The organism is Streptomyces sp. UW30 (assembly GCF_008042075.1).
Lineage (GTDB): Bacteria > Actinomycetota > Actinomycetes > Streptomycetales > Streptomycetaceae > Streptomyces.
The window spans coordinates 520977-537500 of sequence record NZ_RDBN01000053.1 but is presented as its reverse complement, the minus strand read 5'-3'; the positions used below and the strand labels follow the sequence as shown (position 1 = coordinate 537500).

Genomic DNA, 16524 nt, shown 5'->3' with positions numbered 1-16524 from the left:
CCTCCGGCCCGTACAGCACCGCCCAGCCGCCCACCCGCTGGGCCAGCTGCCGTAGCACCGCCCGTACCGGGTCCGGGCGGGAGGCTGCCGCGGCCAGGCTCTGCTGGGCCTCCGTCACGCGGCGCAGTTCGGCGAGGCGGGCCTGGGCCATCAGCTGCCAGACCGCGCGGGCCACGCCCGAGAAGGTGGTCCGGGGCGGGACCTCCAGGAGGGGCAGCTCATAGGTGTCGCAGGCCTCCACCAGCGCGCGCGGCACCGTGTCGTGCACGGGCGCGAGGCCGAAGCCGAGGGCCGCGCCGCCCGCCGCGACGATCCGCGACACGTAGTCGTCGAAGTACGTGCCCGAGCCCGCCGCCTCCGGGACGTGGACGCCGGCTGACAGCAGCAGCTCGCCGCCCAGCAGGTAGGGATACGGATCGGCCATCTCCGAGGTGTGCGCCCAGTGGATGACCGTGGCCCGGTCCGTGGGCCCGGCGATCTGGCGCAGGCCCAGGTCCTCGCGGGCCAGGAGCGCCGCGAGCGATACCGGTGGGGTGGGCGGAACGGCGGGATCCGGCATGGGATGTTTCCTACACTCGCGCAGGTCTCGGATGGATGAAACGTACACTTCTCGGTCACTTACCGGCCACCTACTGTCGTTCCCGACCGGTAGCCGCGGGTACGGGCGGATGTCCCCGCGAACCGCTGCCGACCGTCCCCACCCCCCATCTGCACGACACGCCACCGGAATGTGCGCGAAGGAGGCCCCACCATGGCCGTCGATTACACCGTCATCGTCGTCTATCTGGCCGGCATGCTGGCCATGGGCTGGTGGGGCATGCGCCGCGCCAAGTCCAAGAGCGAGTTCCTGGTCGCGGGCCGCCGGCTCGGGCCGACCATGTACTCCGGCACCATGGCGGCGATCGTCCTCGGCGGCGCGTCCACCATCGGCGGCGTGGGCCTCGGCTACCAGTACGGGCTCTCCGGCGCCTGGATGGTGTTCACCATCGGCCTCGGGCTGCTCGCGCTGAGCGTCTTCTTCTCCGCCCGCATCGCCCGGCTCAAGGTCTACACCGTCTCCGAGATGCTCGACCTGCGCTACGGCGGCCGGGCCGGCGTCATCTCCGGTGTCGTCATGTGGGCGTACACCCTCATGCTCGCCGTCACGTCGACCATCGCCTACGCCACGATCTTCGACGTCCTCTTCGACATGAACCGCACCGTCGCCATCATCCTCGGCGGCTCGATCGTCGTCGCCTACTCGACGCTCGGCGGCATGTGGTCGATCACCCTCACCGACATGGTGCAGTTCGTCGTCAAGACCATCGGTGTGCTCCTGCTGCTCCTGCCCATCGCCGTCGTCAAGGCCGGCGGGTTCAGCGAGATGAAGGCGCAGCTGCCGACCGAGTACTTCGACCCGCTGGGCATCGGCGGCGAGACGATCTTCACCTACGTCCTCATCTACACCTTCGGCATGCTGATCGGTCAGGACATCTGGCAGCGCGTCTTCACCGCCCGCAGCGACAAGACGGCCAAGTGGGGCGGCACTGTCGCCGGCACGTACTGCCTCGTCTATGCCCTCGCCGGCGCCGTGATCGGCACCGCGGCCAAGGTGCTCTACCCCAAGCTCGGCAGCCCGGACGACGCCTTCGCGACCATCGTCAAGGACGAACTCCCCGTCGGTGTCAGAGGGTTGGTGCTGGCCGCCGCCCTCGCCGCCGTGATGTCCACCTCCTCCGGGGCGCTCATCGCCTGCGCGACCGTCGCCAACAACGACATCTGGTCGCGGCTGCGGGGGAGGATCACCACCGGTGAGCGTGACGAGGTGCAGGGCAACCGCGCCTTCATCCTCATCATGGGCATCGCCGTGATCGGTACGGCCATCGCGCTCAACAACGTCGTCGAGGCACTGACGGTCGCGTACAACCTGCTCGTCGGCGGACTCCTCGTCCCGATCCTCGGCGGACTGCTGTGGAAGCGGGGCACGGCCCAGGGCGCCCTCGCCTCCGTCGCGGTCGGCGGTCTCGCCGTCATCGGCCTGATGGCGACCTACGGCATCCTCGCCAACGAGCCCGTCTACTACGGCCTGCTGTCCTCCCTTGCCGTGTACATCGCCGTCTCCTTGGCGACGAAGCCGACCGACGCGGCCGTACTCGCCGCCTGGCGTGAGCGTCTCGCAGGGCGGGACCCCGAACTCGTGTCCGAACCGGTCCCGGCTCACCAGTAGAGTCGTAGGCAGATATCCCGCATACGCGATGAAGCGTAGGAAAGAAGGCATTTCCTCATGAGCAGCAACGAGACGCCCCGCGGCCCCGTCGACTCCTCCCGTATCCCGCGGTACGCGGGCCCCGCGACCTTCGCCCGGCTCCCGCGCCTCGACGAGGTCGGCCGCGCCGACGTCGCCGTGGTCGGTGTGCCGTTCGACTCGGGCGTCTCGTACCGGCCGGGCGCCCGCTTCGGCGGCAACGCCATCCGCGAGGCGTCCCGGCTGCTGCGCCCGTACAACCCGGCGCAGGACGCGTCCCCCTTCGCCCTCGCGCAGGTGGCGGACGGCGGCGACATCGCCGTGAACCCGTTCAACATCAACGAGGCCGTAGAAACGGTCGAGGCCGCTGCCGACGACCTGCTCGGCACCGGCGCCCGCCTGATGACCCTGGGCGGCGACCACACCATCGCGCTGCCGCTGCTGCGCTCGGTCGCCAAGAAGCACGGCCCGGTCGCCCTGCTCCACTTCGACGCCCACCTCGACACCTGGGACACCTACTTCGGCGCCGAGTACACCCACGGCACGCCCTTCCGGCGCGCGGTGGAGGAGGGCATCCTCGACACCGAGGCCCTCTCCCACGTCGGCATCCGTGGCCCGCTGTACGGCAAGCAGGACCTCACGGACGACGAGAAGATGGGCTTCGGCATCGTCACGTCGGCGGACGTCTACCGCCGCGGCGCCGACGAGGTCGCCGACCAGCTGCGCCAGCGCATCGGCGACCGCCCGCTGTACATCTCCATCGACATCGACTGCCTCGACCCGGCCCACGCGCCCGGCACCGGCACCCCCGAGGCCGGCGGCATGACCTCGCGCGAACTGCTGGAGATCCTGCGGGGCCTGGCGTCCTGCAACCTGGTCTCGGCCGACGTCGTCGAAGTGGCGCCCGCGTACGATCACGCCGAGATCACGTCGGTGGCCGCGTCCCACACGGCGTACGAACTGACCACGATCATGTCCCGCCAGATTGCAGAGGCCCGCGCGAAGTGACTCACGACCACGACCTGGTACTCCGCCCCACCGCCGCCCAGACGGAGGCCGCGCTGAACCCTCCTCCCGGCCGTAACGGCGGGGACCTGGTCGTGGAGACGCTGGCGGCGCTCGGCACGACGACGGTCTTCGGCCTCCCGGGGCAGCACGCCCTCGGCATGTTCGACGCCCTGCGCCGCAGCGATCTGCGCTACATCGGCCTGCGCGTGGAGAACAACGCCGGGTTCGCGGCGGACGCGTACGGCCGGATGACGGGCGAGGCGGCCCCGCTGCTGCTGTCGACCGGCCCGGGCGCGCTGACTTCGCTGGCCGCGCTCCAGGAGGCGGCCGCGGCTTCGGCCCCCGTGCTGGCGATCAGCAGCCAGATCCCGACGGCGGGCCTGGGTGGCGGACGGCACGGCTATCTGCACGAACTCCCCGACCAGGCGGCCTCGTTCCGGGGCGTGGTCAAGTCGGTCCACACGGTCCGCACCCAGTCCCAGATCCCGTCCGCGATCGAGGCGGCCTGGAAGTCGGCGCTGACCGCCCCGCACGGGCCGGTGTGGGTGGAGATCCCGCAGGACGTGCTGCTGGCCGAGACCTCGATCCCGGTCGTGACGGGCGGCGACGCCTTCCCGGCGGAACTCCCCCCGCGCCCCGAACTGACGGCGGTGGCGGCCGACCTGCTGTCGAAGGCGGCCCGCCCGGCGATCATCGCGGGCGGGGGAGTCGTACGGGCGGACGCGAGCGGCAAGCTGCGGCAGCTCGCGGAGCTGGTCCAGGCCCCGGTCGTCACGACCCCCGGCGGCAAGGGGGCGTTCCCCTGGACCCACCCGCTGTCGCTCCAGTCCTGGATCGAGGACCGGCACACGACGGACTTCCTGGAGGACGCGGACGTCCTGCTCGTGGTCGGCTCGGGCCTCGGTGAACTGTCCTCCAACTACCACACGTTCAAGCCGCGAGGCCGGGTCATCCAGATCGAGGCGGACCTCGGCAAACTGGAGTCCAACCACCCGGCCCTCGGCATCCACGCCGACGCGCGGCTCGCCCTCCAGGCCCTGCTGGAGACGGTGCCCGAGCGCACGGATCCCACCGCGCCCGAGCGGGTCGCGACCGTCCTCGCGAAGGTCGCCGACCGTATCGCCGCGCAGGAACTCACCCTGGAACAGCAGGTGTTGGCGTCCGTACGCCGTGCCCTGCCCGCCGACTCCCCGTCCTTCTGGGACATGACGATCCTGGCCTACTGGGCCTGGTCGGCCTTCGACGCCAAGGGCCCCAACCACCTGCACTCCGCCCAGGGCGCCGGCGGCCTCGGCTACGGCTTCCCGGCGGCGCTCGGCGGCGCGGTCGCCGATCCCACCCGCCCGGTGCTCGCGGTGTCCGGCGACGGCGGAGCGCTGTACTCCATCGCCGAGCTCGCCACGGCCCGCCAGTACGACCTGAACGTCACCTGGCTCATCGTCGACGACGGCGGCTACGGCATCCTGCGCGAGTACATGGAGGACGCCTTCGGCGAGGCCACGGCGACCGAGCTGACCCGGCCGGACTATGTGGCCCTCGCCGAGTCCTTCGGGGTCCCGGGGGTGCGTACGACCCCCGAGACCCTGGAGGCCGATCTGGCGAAGGCGCTCCAGGCCGCCGGCCCGTCGGTGGTCGTCCTCCCGGCGGTGCTGCGGATGTTCGCGCCCACGCACCTCTCGACGTGATGTCTCAGCGGTCTTCGCGCGAGTCGTAGACGTGGTCGCGGTTGGAGCAGGCGTCGTCCACCGCGGGGCCGGTCAGCGGTAGGGCCCACGGGACGATCGAGAGTGCCTTCTTGCAGAGGCCGGTGCCGGAGTAGCCGGCGATGTTGATACGGCCCCGGTCGCCGTCGTCGGCGTGGGCCGGGCCGGCGAGGAGGAGGGCTGCCATGGTGAACGCGGCGAGCGCGCTGATCTTCTTCATAGCCGGGTCATCGGCGTCGGATCGGTGCAGGTCATTCCGCTGTACAGGTGGTGACCGAATGCGCCGGGACCTGGCCCGCGCTCGCCGCGCCCGGTCTCAGCGCGCGGTGGCGGTGGCGGCCTTCTCGATCAGGTTGGCCACGGCTGCCGGGCGGGAGACGGAGACGGCATGTGACGCGCTGATCTCCACCGTGCGGGAGCCGGCCCGGCCGGCCATGAAGCGCTGTGCGGCCGGCGGGATGTTCTTGTCCTCGGTGGCGACCAGGTACCAGGACGGGATGGTCTTCCAGGCCGCGTCGGCCGCCTTCTCCTCCAGGGCCGAAGCGGCCACCGGGCGCTGGGTCGCGGCCATCAGGTCGGTCTGTGCGGCGGGCACGTCGGCCGCGAACTGGTCGTGGAACTTGTCCCGCTCGATGTACAGGTCGGTTCCGGTACCGCCGTCGGCGAGGGGGAAGGGCACGGGGTCGAGGTTCTCGCCGAGGGTGCTGCCGGGGTACTTGTTGGACAGTTCCAGCGCGCTTTCGCCCTTGTCCGGCGCGAACGCGGCTATGTAGACCAGTGCCTTGACGTCGGGGTCACCGGCGGCGGCCTCGCTGATGACGGAACCGCCGTAGGAGTGGCCGGCGAGCACGATCGGGCCGCGCACGCTGCCCAGGACGCTGTGCAGGTAGGCGGCGTCGCTGCTGAGGCCGCGCAGCGGGTTGGCGGGAGCGATGACCGGGTAGCCCGCGTGCTGCAGGCGCTTGATCACGCCGTTCCAGCTGGAAGAGTCCGCGAACGCGCCGTGCACGAGCACCACCGTGGGCTTCTTGCCCGACCCGTGGTGTTCGCCCTTGGCGGCGCCGGCCGGCGCCGAGGCCGCGATGGACAGTGCCGCGAGCGCGGCGATCGAGCCGGCCAGGACGGCCTGGGTGCGGATCGGGCGCAGCATGGACTTGAGGTTCATGGCGGGTCTCTCCTTCTCCTGCTTCTGCGAGCGACGCGAAAGCGGCGCCCTTGTCTGCCGCTCCCTGGCTCTCCGGGGCGACAGCGAGAAACCTAGCGAACGATTACCTCGTGTACAAGTTAATCGGGTGAGAGGTGCTCGTGGGCCAGGGAAGTGCGACAATGTCTTCTCTCAAGGAAAGGAGGGGACCGGTGACTGACACGCCCGCCCCGGTGACCGGCGAACCCGGCGAACCTTCACTGTTGCTGGAGGACCAGTTCTGCTTCACCCTGTACGCCGCCTCGCGCGCGGTGACCGGGGTCTACCGCCCTCTCCTCGACGCGGTCGGGCTGACCTATCCCCAGTACCTGGTGATGCTCGTGCTGTGGCAGCACCGCACGGCCCCCGTCAAGGACCTCGTCACCACCCTGCACCTGGACTACGGGACGCTCACGCCGCTGATCAAGCGGCTGGAGGCGGGCGGCCTGCTCCAGCGGCGGCGCCGCCCGGACGACGAACGGGTGGTCGAAGTGGCACTCACACCCGAGGGCGCCGCACTGCGCGAGCGCATTCGCACCGTCCCGCCGGCGATCGGGGCCGCCGTGGGGCTGAGTGACGAGGAGATCAAGGCCGCCCAGGACCTGCTGCGCCGGCTCACCGCCAACGTGGCGCAGTACACCTCCGGAGGCGGGTCCGGCTGAACGCGAATGGGGGTCGAACTCCCCGATATGCAAGGAGAGTTCGACCCCCATTCGGTTCAAAACCAGTCGTTTCGAACCGTGTCGTGCGGACCTACCAGATCGACTCGACCCACTCCGGGTGGTCGATGAACGGGTTGCGGTTGTGCTGGTAGGAGTCGTAGATGACCTCGTTGCGGCGTTCCTCGAAGGCGCTCGGCGGGTCCTCGTCGTTCCACTGCTTGAGGACGGCGAGCTTGCCCATGTAGGGGTTGCTGCCGTTGTTGACCTTCTCGTTGGGTTCGAGGTCGGGCCAGCTGTCGTCGCCCTCGTAGCGCACGGCCATGTAGAGGATCATGCGGGCCACGTCTCCCTTGTCCGCGTCGCGCGGCTCGAAGGAGTCGGAGTCGGTGAGGCTGCCGCCGCCGTTGGTGACCGCGCTGCCGCCGTTGTCGAAGTCCTTGTTGCCGCGGATGCTGTTGACCTGGACGTCCGCGGGGCGCAGATGATGCAGGTCCGTGCCGGGGCCGATCGCCTCGCCGAAGTCGCCGTGGGACTTGGCCCACGTGTGCTCGCGGTTCCAGTTGCCGGTGCTTCCGCCGTTGAGGGACTTGCTGCGGGAGACGCCGCTGTACAGCAGGATCACGTTGCTGCTGTTGTTCGGGTCCTGGTCCGTGGCCTTCAGCGCGTTCCAGACCGCTGAGTACGAGATCTTCGTCTGGTCGCTGATGATCTCGTGCAGCGAGTCCTTCAGGGCCGTACCGGTCTTGCCGATCGCGTCGGCGTAGTACGTGTCGTCGTACTCCGTCGTCGTCGCGGCGGCCGGGGACGCGGTGAGCGTGGGGGCGGTGAGGCCGACCAGGACGGCGGCCGTCGTCAGCGCCACTGACTTCCAGTGGCGGCGGCGTATGTGTGTCGCCAACATGTGGGGTTCCCATCTACGCAGGGGATCTACGCGGGTTGAACTGAGGCGGCAAACGGGAGCGTGGCATGGACATGCGGTGGTGTCGAGGGCTTGCACGTGTCCATTGGGTGACGCGAAGCGGCAAATCGGGCCTTGTCTACGCGAGTTGATACGACGCAACGGCCCCCGGCGGTGTGCCGGGGGCCGTTGCGGGGTGCGGGTGTCGCTAGGCGACGTCCGACGCGTCGAGGCGGTAGACGGTGGACTGGCTGCTCTGGGAGGAGGAGTCCGAGGCCGAGTCGGATGTGCCGCCGTACTCGCTCTCCTTCACCGCCGTCCCGTTCTTCTGCACCCACTGCGTGACCTCGGTGCTGACGCTGTTGCCGCCGCCGGGGCCGCCGCCCATGCCACCGCCACCGAGCTGGATGTAGTGCAACTCGCCCTTCTTCACCAGCTCCTTGAGCCTGGCCAGGGTCATCGCCTTGTCGGAGCCGGACCAGCCCCACATGGAGATCACCGGCTTACCGCTGCTCAGGATCAGCTGCGCCGCGCTCTGCGAACTCGACACCGCGAGCAGCCACTTGGCGCCGTCCTGGTGCTTCTTGAGGTAGGCGATCAGCTCGCTGCTCGCGCCGCCGCCCATGCCGCCGCCTCCGCCGCCCATACGGCCGGGCCGGCCGCCGGTGCCGGTGCCCGTGCCGCCGGGGGCAGTGCCGCCGGTGCCCGTGTCGCCGTTGCCGCCGTTGCCGCCGGGGGGCGTACCGCCCGGCATCATCTGGCCGCCGCCCTGCTGTTGCCCACCGGGGAAGCCGCCGCTCTGTCCGCCGCCCTGGCCGCCCTGCTGCGTGCCGCCCGGCATCTGCCCGCCGCCGAAACCGCCCCGGCCCGCGCCGCCGCCTCCACCGGGACCGCCGCCGAAGCCGCTCCCCGTCGAAGGCCCGGCCGTCGGGTTCGTGCCACCCATGCCGCCGCCCGAACCGGACGGCACCGACCAGGCGTACGCCGCCGGGCCCGCCACCGCCGCGACGACCGCGGCGGCCACGGAGGCCGCGAGCAGCCGTACCCGCATCCCCGACGCGGACCGGAACACGAGCAGCCCCACGATCGCCAGCGCCATGACGACGGCGATCGCCGGCCACAGCCAGGTGTTCCAGCCGGAGGCCCGACGCAGGAGTACGACCGCCCAGACGGCCGTGATGCCCAGCCCCGCCGGCAGCACCCACACCCACCGCTTGTCGGCGCGGAAGGCGCGCAGCAGCATCACGCCGCCGCCTGCGCACAGGGCCGCGATGCCGGGGGCGAGCGCGGTCGTGTAGTACGGGTGCATCGTGCCCTCGGCCATGGCGAAGGTCAGGTAGTGCAGGGCCGTCCAGCCGCCCCACAGCAGCAGCGCGGCCCGGGTGAGGTCGGTGCGCGGGGCGCGGCCGCGGAGCACCAGGCCGCCGACGCACGCGAGGGCCGCGAAGGGGATCAGCCAGGAGATCTGCCCGCCGAGGATGTCGTTGAACAGGCGACCGAGACCGGCGGTCCCGGAGAAGCCGCCGCCTCCGCCACCGCCGCCTCCGCCGTTGCCCTCGCCGCCGAGGATCCGGCCGAGGCCGTTGTAGCCCATGATCAGGTCCCAGGCCGAGCCGTCCGTCGAACCGCCGATGTAGGGGCGGTCGTCGGCGGGAACGAGGGAGACGGCCGCGGCCCACCAGAAGCTGGAGACGACGAGTGCGACGCCCGCGACGACGAGGTTGACGATCCGCTTCACGAGCTTCGGCTTCGCCGCGTACAGGTAGACCGCGAACACGGCGGGCAGCGCGATGTAGCCCTGGAGCATCTTCGTGTTGAAGGCGAGACCGAAGCAGACCGCGGAGCCGACGAGCGGCAGCAACCTGCCGTTGTGGACGGCGCGCAGGGCGAGCGCCGCGCCGCCGGCCATCAGGAAGACCAGCAGGGTGTCGGGGTTGTTGTCACGGTTGATGGCGACCGTGATCGGCGTGAGGGCGAGGACCAGCGCGGCCACCGTCGCCGCGCCGTGGCCCCACACCCGCTTCACCGAGGCGTGCACGATCCAGATCGTCGCCAGCGCGACCAGGATCATCGGCAGCATCATCTGCCAGGTGCCGTAGCCGAACACGCGGCACGAAAGGCCCATCACCATCAGGGCGAACGGCGGCTTGTCGACGGTGAGGAAGTTGCCCGCGTCCAGCGAGCCGAAGAACCACGCCTTCCAGCTCTGCGTGCCGCTCAGCACGGCCGCGCTGTAGAAGCTGTTGAGGTTGGAGCCGGACAGGTTCCAGGAGTACAGCACCGCCGCCAGGATCAGGATCGCGATCAGCGCGGGGAGCGACCAGCGCGGTGCCCGGTCCGGGGACGCCGCGGGCGGGGCCGGCGGGGGCGCGTCGGGCCTCCGGCTGGAACACCTGGCTGTGGCCGGCGATCGCCGTCGTCATGGCGCTGGCGATCGTGGGGCTGCTCGTGTTCCGGTCCGCGTCGGGGATGCGGGTACGGCTGCTCGTGGCCTCCGTGGCCGGCTGATGTCACCAGCGCATCGTGTGGGGTGGGGGTGGGTGCGGGCTGTGCCGTGACTGGCGGTTTGCTGTGGATTCTCAAAGGGGTCTGCAAAGAGCGGATCGGGCGGGGGATGCCGCGGTGCGGCGAAGTCGACGACCCCCGCCTGTGCCGGGGTGGCCGCCGGATCGGCGGCCACCCCGGTGTCGGTCAGCGCGTGGTGCTCTCAAGCCGGTCGACGACGTTGTCGACCAGCATCCCCTCCGAGGAGTTGCGCGACGAGCAGGCAAGGAGCGACCGCCGACCGACGCCCGCTCAGCTCCGGTTCCTACTGGCCCGGATGGGTGAGGCGCTGAGCGATGTCTGTCGTGTCGCGGAGAGCCGGGGTGGGCGTCTTCGCGTGCTGGCCCGCGAAGAGCCCGGTCAGGGCTGACGGCGCGGGGAGCGGAAGTGGCGGCCCCGCTCCCTTAACATGACGCCGATGCCCAAGTCACCCCCGCCCACCGGCGTTTCCAGGCGTACGCGAGCGGTCGTCGCGACAGGTGTGGGCGCCGGTGTCGTCATGACGTCCCTCGCCGGCGCCGCCCCGGCCTCCGCCGCGCCCGCACCCCCCGTCACCTGCACCTCCGCCAAGCCCGGCCTCGCCGACAAGCTGGAGCGCGGCATCACCTCCGCCCTGACCGACCGCAGGGGCACGATCGCGGTCGGCCTCCACGACCGCGCCACGAACACCACCTGTGCCCTGCGCCCCTCCACCGCCTACGACTCCGCCAGCGTCGTCAAGCTCACCTTGCTCGCCGCGATGCTGTGGGACGCGAAGAAGCGGGACCGCTATCTCAGCGGCCGCGAGACCGCCCTCAGCAGGGACATGATCATCAAGTCGGACAACGTCGCGACCAGGACGCTCTGGAAGCAGTTCGGCGTGACGAAGTTCAAGGGCTTCCTCACCGCCGCCGGCATGACCCGGACCAGGCCCGGCACGAACGGCTACTGGGGCCTGACCCGGATCACCGTCACCGACGAGCAGAGGCTGCTGAAGCTCATCACCGCCAAGAACGCGGTACTCAGCGACAACTCCCGCGCCTACATCCGCAAGCTGATGGGCCAGGTCGTCCCCTCGCAGCGCTGGGGCACCCCGTACGGCGTGCCGTCCGGTGTCTCCGTGGCCGTGAAGAACGGCTGGTTGCGGCGGGCCACCCACGGCTGGCGGGTGCACAGCGTCGGCGCGTTCAAGGGCCGCGGCCACGACTACACGGTCACGGTGCTCACCCACGGCAGTCACACCCTGAACTACGGCATCGCGACCATCCAGGGCGTCGCCGAGGCCATCCACAAGGATCTGGCGGCCGGCTGACCCTTAACGCGGCGTCCTACCCAGCGTCACCGACCCGCCCTACGGTGACGCCCATGCGCCTGAGAACCGTACTTGCGACCGCCACCGCGGGCCTGGCGGCGGCCACCTGCCTGACCGCCGCCGGCCCGGGATACGCCCACCCCAACTCGCCGGACAGCCACGCCTGTTCGCCCACCGTCTCCATCGACCGCTTCTCCGACGCGCTCGACAAGACGACGTACGAGGGCACCTTCGTCGGCAACTTCTCCGCGCTCGCCGTGGACAGCGACGGCTCGCTCGCAGCTGTCTCCGACCGCTCCGCCCTCTTCGGCCTGGACGGCAGGACGCTCGCGCCGAAGGCCGTCGTCCCGCTCGCCGACGAGAGCGGCGCCGCCCTCGACTCCGAAGGTCTCGTCATCGACCGGGACGGCACGCGGCTGATCTCCAGCGAGACCGAGCCGTCGATCCGCCGCTACTCCCGCGACGGCAAGATCCTCGACCGCCTCCCCGTGCCGGACGCCTTGAAGGTCGCCCCGGCCGGCCGCGCCGTCTCCAACGGCACCTTCGAGGGCCTGACCCTGCTCCCCGGCGGCCGCACCCTGCTCGCGTCGATGGAGTACGCGCTCTCCGGCGACAGCGCCGGCATCGTCCGCTTCCAGACCTGGCGGCGGACCCACGGCGGCCCCTTCGAGCTCGGCCGCCAGTACGCCTACCGCGCCGACACCGGTCTCGGCGTCCCCGAGGTCCAGGCCCTCCCCGACGGCCGCCTGCTCGTCCTGGAGCGCGGCTTCACCTCCGGCGTCGGCAACACGGTCCGCCTCTACCTGGCCGACCCGCGCCGCGCGACGGACACGAGCGGTGTCGAGAACCTCACCGGTCAGGACGACGTACGCCTGATCAGGAAGACGCTCCTCACCGACATCGTGAACTGCCCGTCACTGGGAGCGACCGCCAAGCAGCCCCAGCCGAACCCGCTGCTCGACAACATCGAGGGCATGGCGGTCACGGGGTACTCGAAGGGCCGCCTGAAGGTACTGCTGGTCAGCGACGACAACCAGAACGCTGCACAGACCACCCGCTTCTACCACCTGCGCGTACGTATCTGAGCGCACCGCCCCCGGTTTGTTGCGGCGGGATGAAATCGAGGCTCGCGCGCGTTGGTGCCTTCCGGTAGATCAGGACGAACGGAGGGCACCGGCGTGGTGACGCAGCAGGGGTGGGCGAGACGACTGTGGGGATACGCCTGGCGCTACCCCAAGGATGTCGTGCTCGCCCTCGGCTCCTCCCTCGCCGGAATGGCCGTCATGGCGATCGTCCCGCTGGTCACCAAGGTGATCATCGATGACGTCATCGGCGACCACACCCGCGACATGGCCATCTGGGCCGGCCTGCTGGTAGCCGCCGCCCTCGCGGTGTACGTCCTCACCTACGTACGCCGCTACTACGGCGGCCGCCTCGCCCTCGACGTCCAGCACGACCTGCGCACCGAGATGTTCGGGACGATCACCCGGCTCGACGGCCGGCGTCAGGACGAGCTGTCCACCGGGCAGGTCGTCGGCCGGGCCACCAGCGACCTCCAGCTGATCCAGGGCCTGCTCTTCATGCTCCCGATGACCATCGGGAACTTCGCCCTGTTCCTGATCTCCCTGGTCGTCATGGCGTGGCTGTCGCTGCCCCTGACCCTGGTCGCCCTCGCGGTGGCCCCCGCCCTGTGGTGGATCGCCGGGCGCAGCCGCACGAAACTGCACCCCTCCACCTGGTACGCCCAGGCCCAGGCCGCCGCCGTCGCCGGCGTGGTCGACGGGGCCGTCAGCGGCGTCCGCGTGGTGAAGGGGTTCGGGCAGGAGGATCAGGAGACCGGCAAGCTGCGCGAGGTGGGGCGGCGGCTCTTCGCGGGGCGCCTGCGCACCATCCGGTTCAACTCCCGGTACACCCCGGCGCTCCAGGCCGTCCCGGCGCTCGGCCAGGTCGCGATGCTCGCGCTCGGCGGCTGGCTGGCGGTGCGCGGGCACATCACCCTCGGCACGTTCGTCGCGTTCTCCACCTACCTCGCCCAGCTGGTCGGCCCGGTCCGGATGCTCGCCATGGTCCTCACGGTCGCCCAGCAGGCCCGCGCGGGCACCGAGCGCGTGCTGGAGCTGATCGACACCGAGCCGTCGATCAAGGACGGCACCAAGACGCTGCCCGCCGACGCCCCGGCGACCGTCGAGTTCGACGACGTGTCCTTCGGCTATGACGACGGGCGCCCGGTTCTCGACGGGCTCAGCTTCGACATCCGTCCCGGCGAGACCCTCGCGGTCGTCGGCTCCTCCGGCTCCGGAAAGTCGACGGTCTCCCTCCTCCTCCCGCGCTTCTACGACGTCACGCACGGCGCCGTCCTCGTCGGCGGCCACGACGTCCGCGAGCTGACCTCCGACTCGCTGCGGGCCGCGATCGGGCTGGTCCCCGAGGACTCCTTCCTCTTCTCGGACACGGTCCGCAGCAACATCGCCTACGGCCGCCCCGACGCCACCGACGAGCAGATCGAGGCCGCCGCACGCGCCGCCCAGGCGGACCGCTTCATCGCCGAGCTGCCCGCGGGCTACGACACCAAGGTCGGCGAGCACGGCCTCACCCTCTCCGGCGGCCAGCGCCAGCGCGTCGCCCTCGCCCGCGCGATCCTCACCGACCCCCGGCTGCTCGTCCTGGACGACGCGACCTCGGCGGTGGACGCCCGCGTCGAGCACGAGATCCACGAGGCCCTCAAGCACGTCATGGAAGGCCGCACGACCCTCCTCATCGCCCACCGCCGCTCCACCCTGGGCCTCGCCGACCGCATCGCCGTCCTGGACGCCGGCCGCCTCGCCGACATCGGCACCCACGAGGAACTCCAGCAGCGCTCCGCCCTCTACCGCCGTCTACTCACCGACCCCGACGAACTCGGCGGCGTCTCACCCGGCCACGCCCAGCCCGCCTGCCCGCCGGAGGACACCTCCGTACGGGACGAACTGGACGCGGAGTTCGACGCCGAGCGCGGGGTGACGCCGCGCCTGTGGACCGGCGACCGCGAACCGAAGGACCTGGCGCTCGCGGAGTCCCCGGCCACGCCCGAGCTCCTCGCCCAGGTCGAGGCGCTGCCCCCGGCGACCGACACCCCCGAGATCGACGAGGCGCGCGCGGTGCGCCCGGAGGAGTCGTACGGGCTGGGGCGGCTCCTGCGGGGCTTCGGGCGCCCCCTGCTGATCAGCCTCGCCCTGGTCGCCGTGGACGCCGGCATGGGGCTGCTCCTGCCGGTCCTGATCCGGCACGGCATCGACTCGGGCGTCACGCAGGCCGCACTCGGTGCGGTCTGGGCGGCGTCCCTGCTCGGCCTGCTGGCGGTGTTCGCCCAGTGGGCGGCGCAGGTCGGCGAGACCCGGATGACCGGTCGCACGGGCGAGCGCGTCCTGTACTCGCTGCGGCTGAAGATCTTCGCGCAGCTCCAGCGGCTCGGGCTCGACTACTACGAGCGCGAGCTGACCGGCCGGATCATGACCCGGATGACGACGGACGTCGACGCCCTGTCGACCTTCCTCCAGACGGGCCTGGTCACCGCGTTCGTCTCGGTCGTCACCTTCTTCGGCATCATGGGCGCCCTGCTGGTGCTCGACCTCGAGCTCGCCCTCGTCGTCTTCGCCACGCTGCCGCCGCTGATCGTCGCGACGTACTACTTCCGCCGGGCCAGCGTGAAGGCCTACGAGCTCGCCCGTGAGCGGGTGTCGCTGGTCAACGCCGACCTCCAGGAGTCGGTGTCCGGGCTGCGGATCGTGCAGGCCTTCCGGCGCGAGGGGGACGGCGGCGCGCGGTTCGCCGAGCGCAGCGACAGCTACCGCCAGGCCCGTATCCGGGGTCAGTGGCTGATCTCGATCTACTTCCCCTTCGTGCAGTTCTTGTCGTCGGCGGCCGCGGCGGCGGTGCTGATCGTGGGCGGGGGGCGGATCGACGCCGCGACGCTGACGACCGGCGCGCTGGTGGCGTATCTGCTCTACATCGACCTGTTCTTCGCCCCGGTCCAGCAGCTCTCCCAGGTCTTCGACGGCTACCAGCAGGCCACGGTCTCGCTCGGCCGCATCCAGGAACTGCTCCAGGAGCCGACGTCGACGAAGGCGGCGAAGGAGCCGCTGGAGGTGCTGTCGCTGCGGGGCGAGGTCGCCTTCGACAACGTGCACTTCAAGTACGGCGACGAGGAGGAGGCGCTCAGCGGGATCGACATCCGCATCCCCGCCGGGCAGACGGTCGCGTTCGTCGGCGAGACCGGCGCGGGCAAGTCGACGCTGGTGAAGCTGGTGGCGCGGTTCTACGACCCGACCGGCGGCCGGGTCACGGTCGACGGCACGGATCTGCGCTCGCTGGACATCACGTCGTACCGCCACCGTCTCGGCGTCGTGCCGCAGGAGGCGTATCTCTTCCAGGGCACGGTCCGCGACGCGATCGCCTACGGCCGCCCGGACGCGACCGACGCCGAGGTCGAGGCTGCGGCCCGGGCGGTCGGCGCCCACGAGATGATCGCCACCCTCGACGGCGGCTACCTCCACGAGGTCGCCGAACGCGGCCGCAACCTCTCCGCCGGCCAGCGCCAGCTGATCGCGCTGGCCCGCGCCGAACTGGTCGACCCGGACGTCCTGCTCCTCGACGAGGCGACGGCCGCGCTGGACCTGGCCACGGAGGCACAGGTCAACCAGGCGACGGACCGGCTGGCGGGCCGCCGTACGACACTCGTGGTCGCCCACCGCCTGACGACGGCCGCCCGCGCGGACCGGGTCGTGCTGATGGACCACGGTCGGGTCGCCGAGGACGGGACGCACGAGGAACTGCTGGCACGCGACGGACGGTACGCCGAGCTGTGGCGGACCTTCCTCGGGCAGGCCGAGCCGGAGGAACCGGTCGGGGCGGCCAGGTGAGGGTGCCCGCTTGACGGTCGTGCAACCATCCGGCATACGTCGTGCGTCCGTACATCAGTACGCTCATTGCCGGTGTACGGGGAGGACAAGACGGTGGACAAAGGTGCGATACG

13 protein-coding genes are annotated in these 16524 nt (G+C 71.1%); 8 read left to right on the top strand and 5 right to left on the bottom strand.

The window, feature by feature from the left end:
• Nucleotides 1-559, bottom strand: a 559-nt coding sequence (locus EAO75_RS36590) for a PucR family transcriptional regulator ligand-binding domain-containing protein (RefSeq protein WP_187284734.1), incomplete at its 3' end; no start/stop codon positions are given.
• A gap of 192 nt (nt 560-751) precedes the next feature.
• Here EAO75_RS36590 and EAO75_RS36585 point away from each other — a divergent pair.
• Genes EAO75_RS36585 through EAO75_RS36575 form a run of 3 tightly spaced genes read left to right on the top strand, consistent with a single transcriptional unit; the run spans nt 752 to nt 4917 of the window.
• Nucleotides 752-2206: a sodium:solute symporter gene (locus EAO75_RS36585; RefSeq protein ID WP_147999432.1), complete on the top strand. Its 1455-nt coding sequence runs from the start codon at nt 752-754 to the stop codon at nt 2204-2206.
• Nucleotides 2207-2263: 57 nt separating this feature from the next.
• A complete protein-coding gene (speB, locus tag EAO75_RS36580; RefSeq protein WP_147999431.1) occupies nt 2264-3232 on the top strand; it encodes an agmatinase in 969 nt (322 codons plus the stop codon).
• Nucleotides 3229-4917, top strand: a complete 1689-nt coding sequence (locus EAO75_RS36575; protein ID WP_147999430.1) for a thiamine pyrophosphate-binding protein — start codon at nt 3229-3231, stop codon at nt 4915-4917. The genes speB and EAO75_RS36575 overlap by 4 nt, the downstream gene beginning before the upstream one ends.
• A 4-nt stretch (nt 4918-4921) precedes the next feature.
• Here the strand turns inward: EAO75_RS36575 and EAO75_RS36570 are convergent, their stop codons facing one another.
• Both EAO75_RS36570 and EAO75_RS36565 read right to left on the bottom strand, forming a co-directional pair.
• Complete coding sequence (locus EAO75_RS36570; RefSeq protein ID WP_147999429.1) at nt 4922-5155, bottom strand: hypothetical protein; 234 nt, start codon at nt 5153-5155, stop codon at nt 4922-4924.
• A gap of 96 nt (nt 5156-5251) precedes the next feature.
• Nucleotides 5252-6100: an alpha/beta fold hydrolase gene (locus EAO75_RS36565; RefSeq protein WP_147999428.1), complete on the bottom strand. Its 849-nt coding sequence runs from the start codon at nt 6098-6100 to the stop codon at nt 5252-5254.
• Between the two features lie 191 nt (nt 6101-6291).
• Between EAO75_RS36565 and EAO75_RS36560 the strand changes: the two genes are divergently transcribed.
• A complete protein-coding gene (locus EAO75_RS36560; RefSeq protein WP_261989571.1) occupies nt 6292-6780 on the top strand; it encodes a MarR family winged helix-turn-helix transcriptional regulator in 489 nt (162 codons plus the stop codon).
• 91 nt (nt 6781-6871) lie between these two features.
• On the opposite strand, the gene EAO75_RS36555 is transcribed toward EAO75_RS36560, so the two are convergent.
• Together EAO75_RS36555 and EAO75_RS36550 are read right to left on the bottom strand one after the other, a co-directional pair.
• The gene (locus tag EAO75_RS36555) at nt 6872-7681 is read right to left on the bottom strand and encodes an endonuclease I family protein (protein ID WP_147999426.1); all 810 of its coding nucleotides are present in this window, start codon (nt 7679-7681) and stop codon (nt 6872-6874) included.
• Between the two features lie 205 nt (nt 7682-7886).
• Complete coding sequence (locus EAO75_RS36550; RefSeq protein ID WP_261989570.1) at nt 7887-9959, bottom strand: glycosyltransferase family 39 protein; 2073 nt, start codon at nt 9957-9959, stop codon at nt 7887-7889.
• A gap of 47 nt (nt 9960-10006) precedes the next feature.
• Here EAO75_RS36550 and EAO75_RS36545 point away from each other — a divergent pair, with 47 nt between their 5' ends.
• From EAO75_RS36545 to EAO75_RS36530, 4 genes are all read left to right on the top strand, one after another.
• Nucleotides 10007-10186, top strand: coding sequence for a hypothetical protein (locus EAO75_RS36545; protein ID WP_147999424.1), 180 nt, complete (start codon nt 10007-10009; stop codon nt 10184-10186).
• Nucleotides 10187-10721: 535 nt separating this feature from the next.
• Nucleotides 10722-11513, top strand: a complete 792-nt coding sequence (locus EAO75_RS36540; protein WP_148000494.1) for a serine hydrolase — start codon at nt 10722-10724, stop codon at nt 11511-11513.
• Between the two features lie 53 nt (nt 11514-11566).
• Entirely contained in the window at nt 11567-12598 is a 1032-nt protein-coding gene (locus EAO75_RS36535; protein WP_147999423.1) for an esterase-like activity of phytase family protein, read from the top strand.
• Between the two features lie 93 nt (nt 12599-12691).
• Nucleotides 12692-16411, top strand: coding sequence for an ABC transporter ATP-binding protein (locus tag EAO75_RS36530; RefSeq protein ID WP_147999422.1), 3720 nt, complete (start codon nt 12692-12694; stop codon nt 16409-16411).
• Nucleotides 16412-16524: the final 113 nt, after the last annotated feature.

Coding starts and splice junctions, on each gene's coding strand:
- speB (WP_147999431.1), top strand. CDS start 2,264: ATGAGCAGCAACGAGACGCCCCGCGGCCCCGTCGACTCCTCCCGTATC.
- EAO75_RS36570 (WP_147999429.1), bottom strand. CDS start 5,155: ATGAAGAAGATCAGCGCGCTCGCCGCGTTCACCATGGCAGCCCTCCTC.
- EAO75_RS36565 (WP_147999428.1), bottom strand. CDS start 6,100: ATGAACCTCAAGTCCATGCTGCGCCCGATCCGCACCCAGGCCGTCCTG.
- EAO75_RS36540 (WP_148000494.1), top strand. CDS start 10,722: ATGACGTCCCTCGCCGGCGCCGCCCCGGCCTCCGCCGCGCCCGCACCC.
- EAO75_RS36555 (WP_147999426.1), bottom strand. CDS start 7,681: ATGTTGGCGACACACATACGCCGCCGCCACTGGAAGTCAGTGGCGCTG.
- EAO75_RS36585 (WP_147999432.1), top strand. CDS start 752: ATGGCCGTCGATTACACCGTCATCGTCGTCTATCTGGCCGGCATGCTG.
- EAO75_RS36535 (WP_147999423.1), top strand. CDS start 11,567: ATGCGCCTGAGAACCGTACTTGCGACCGCCACCGCGGGCCTGGCGGCG.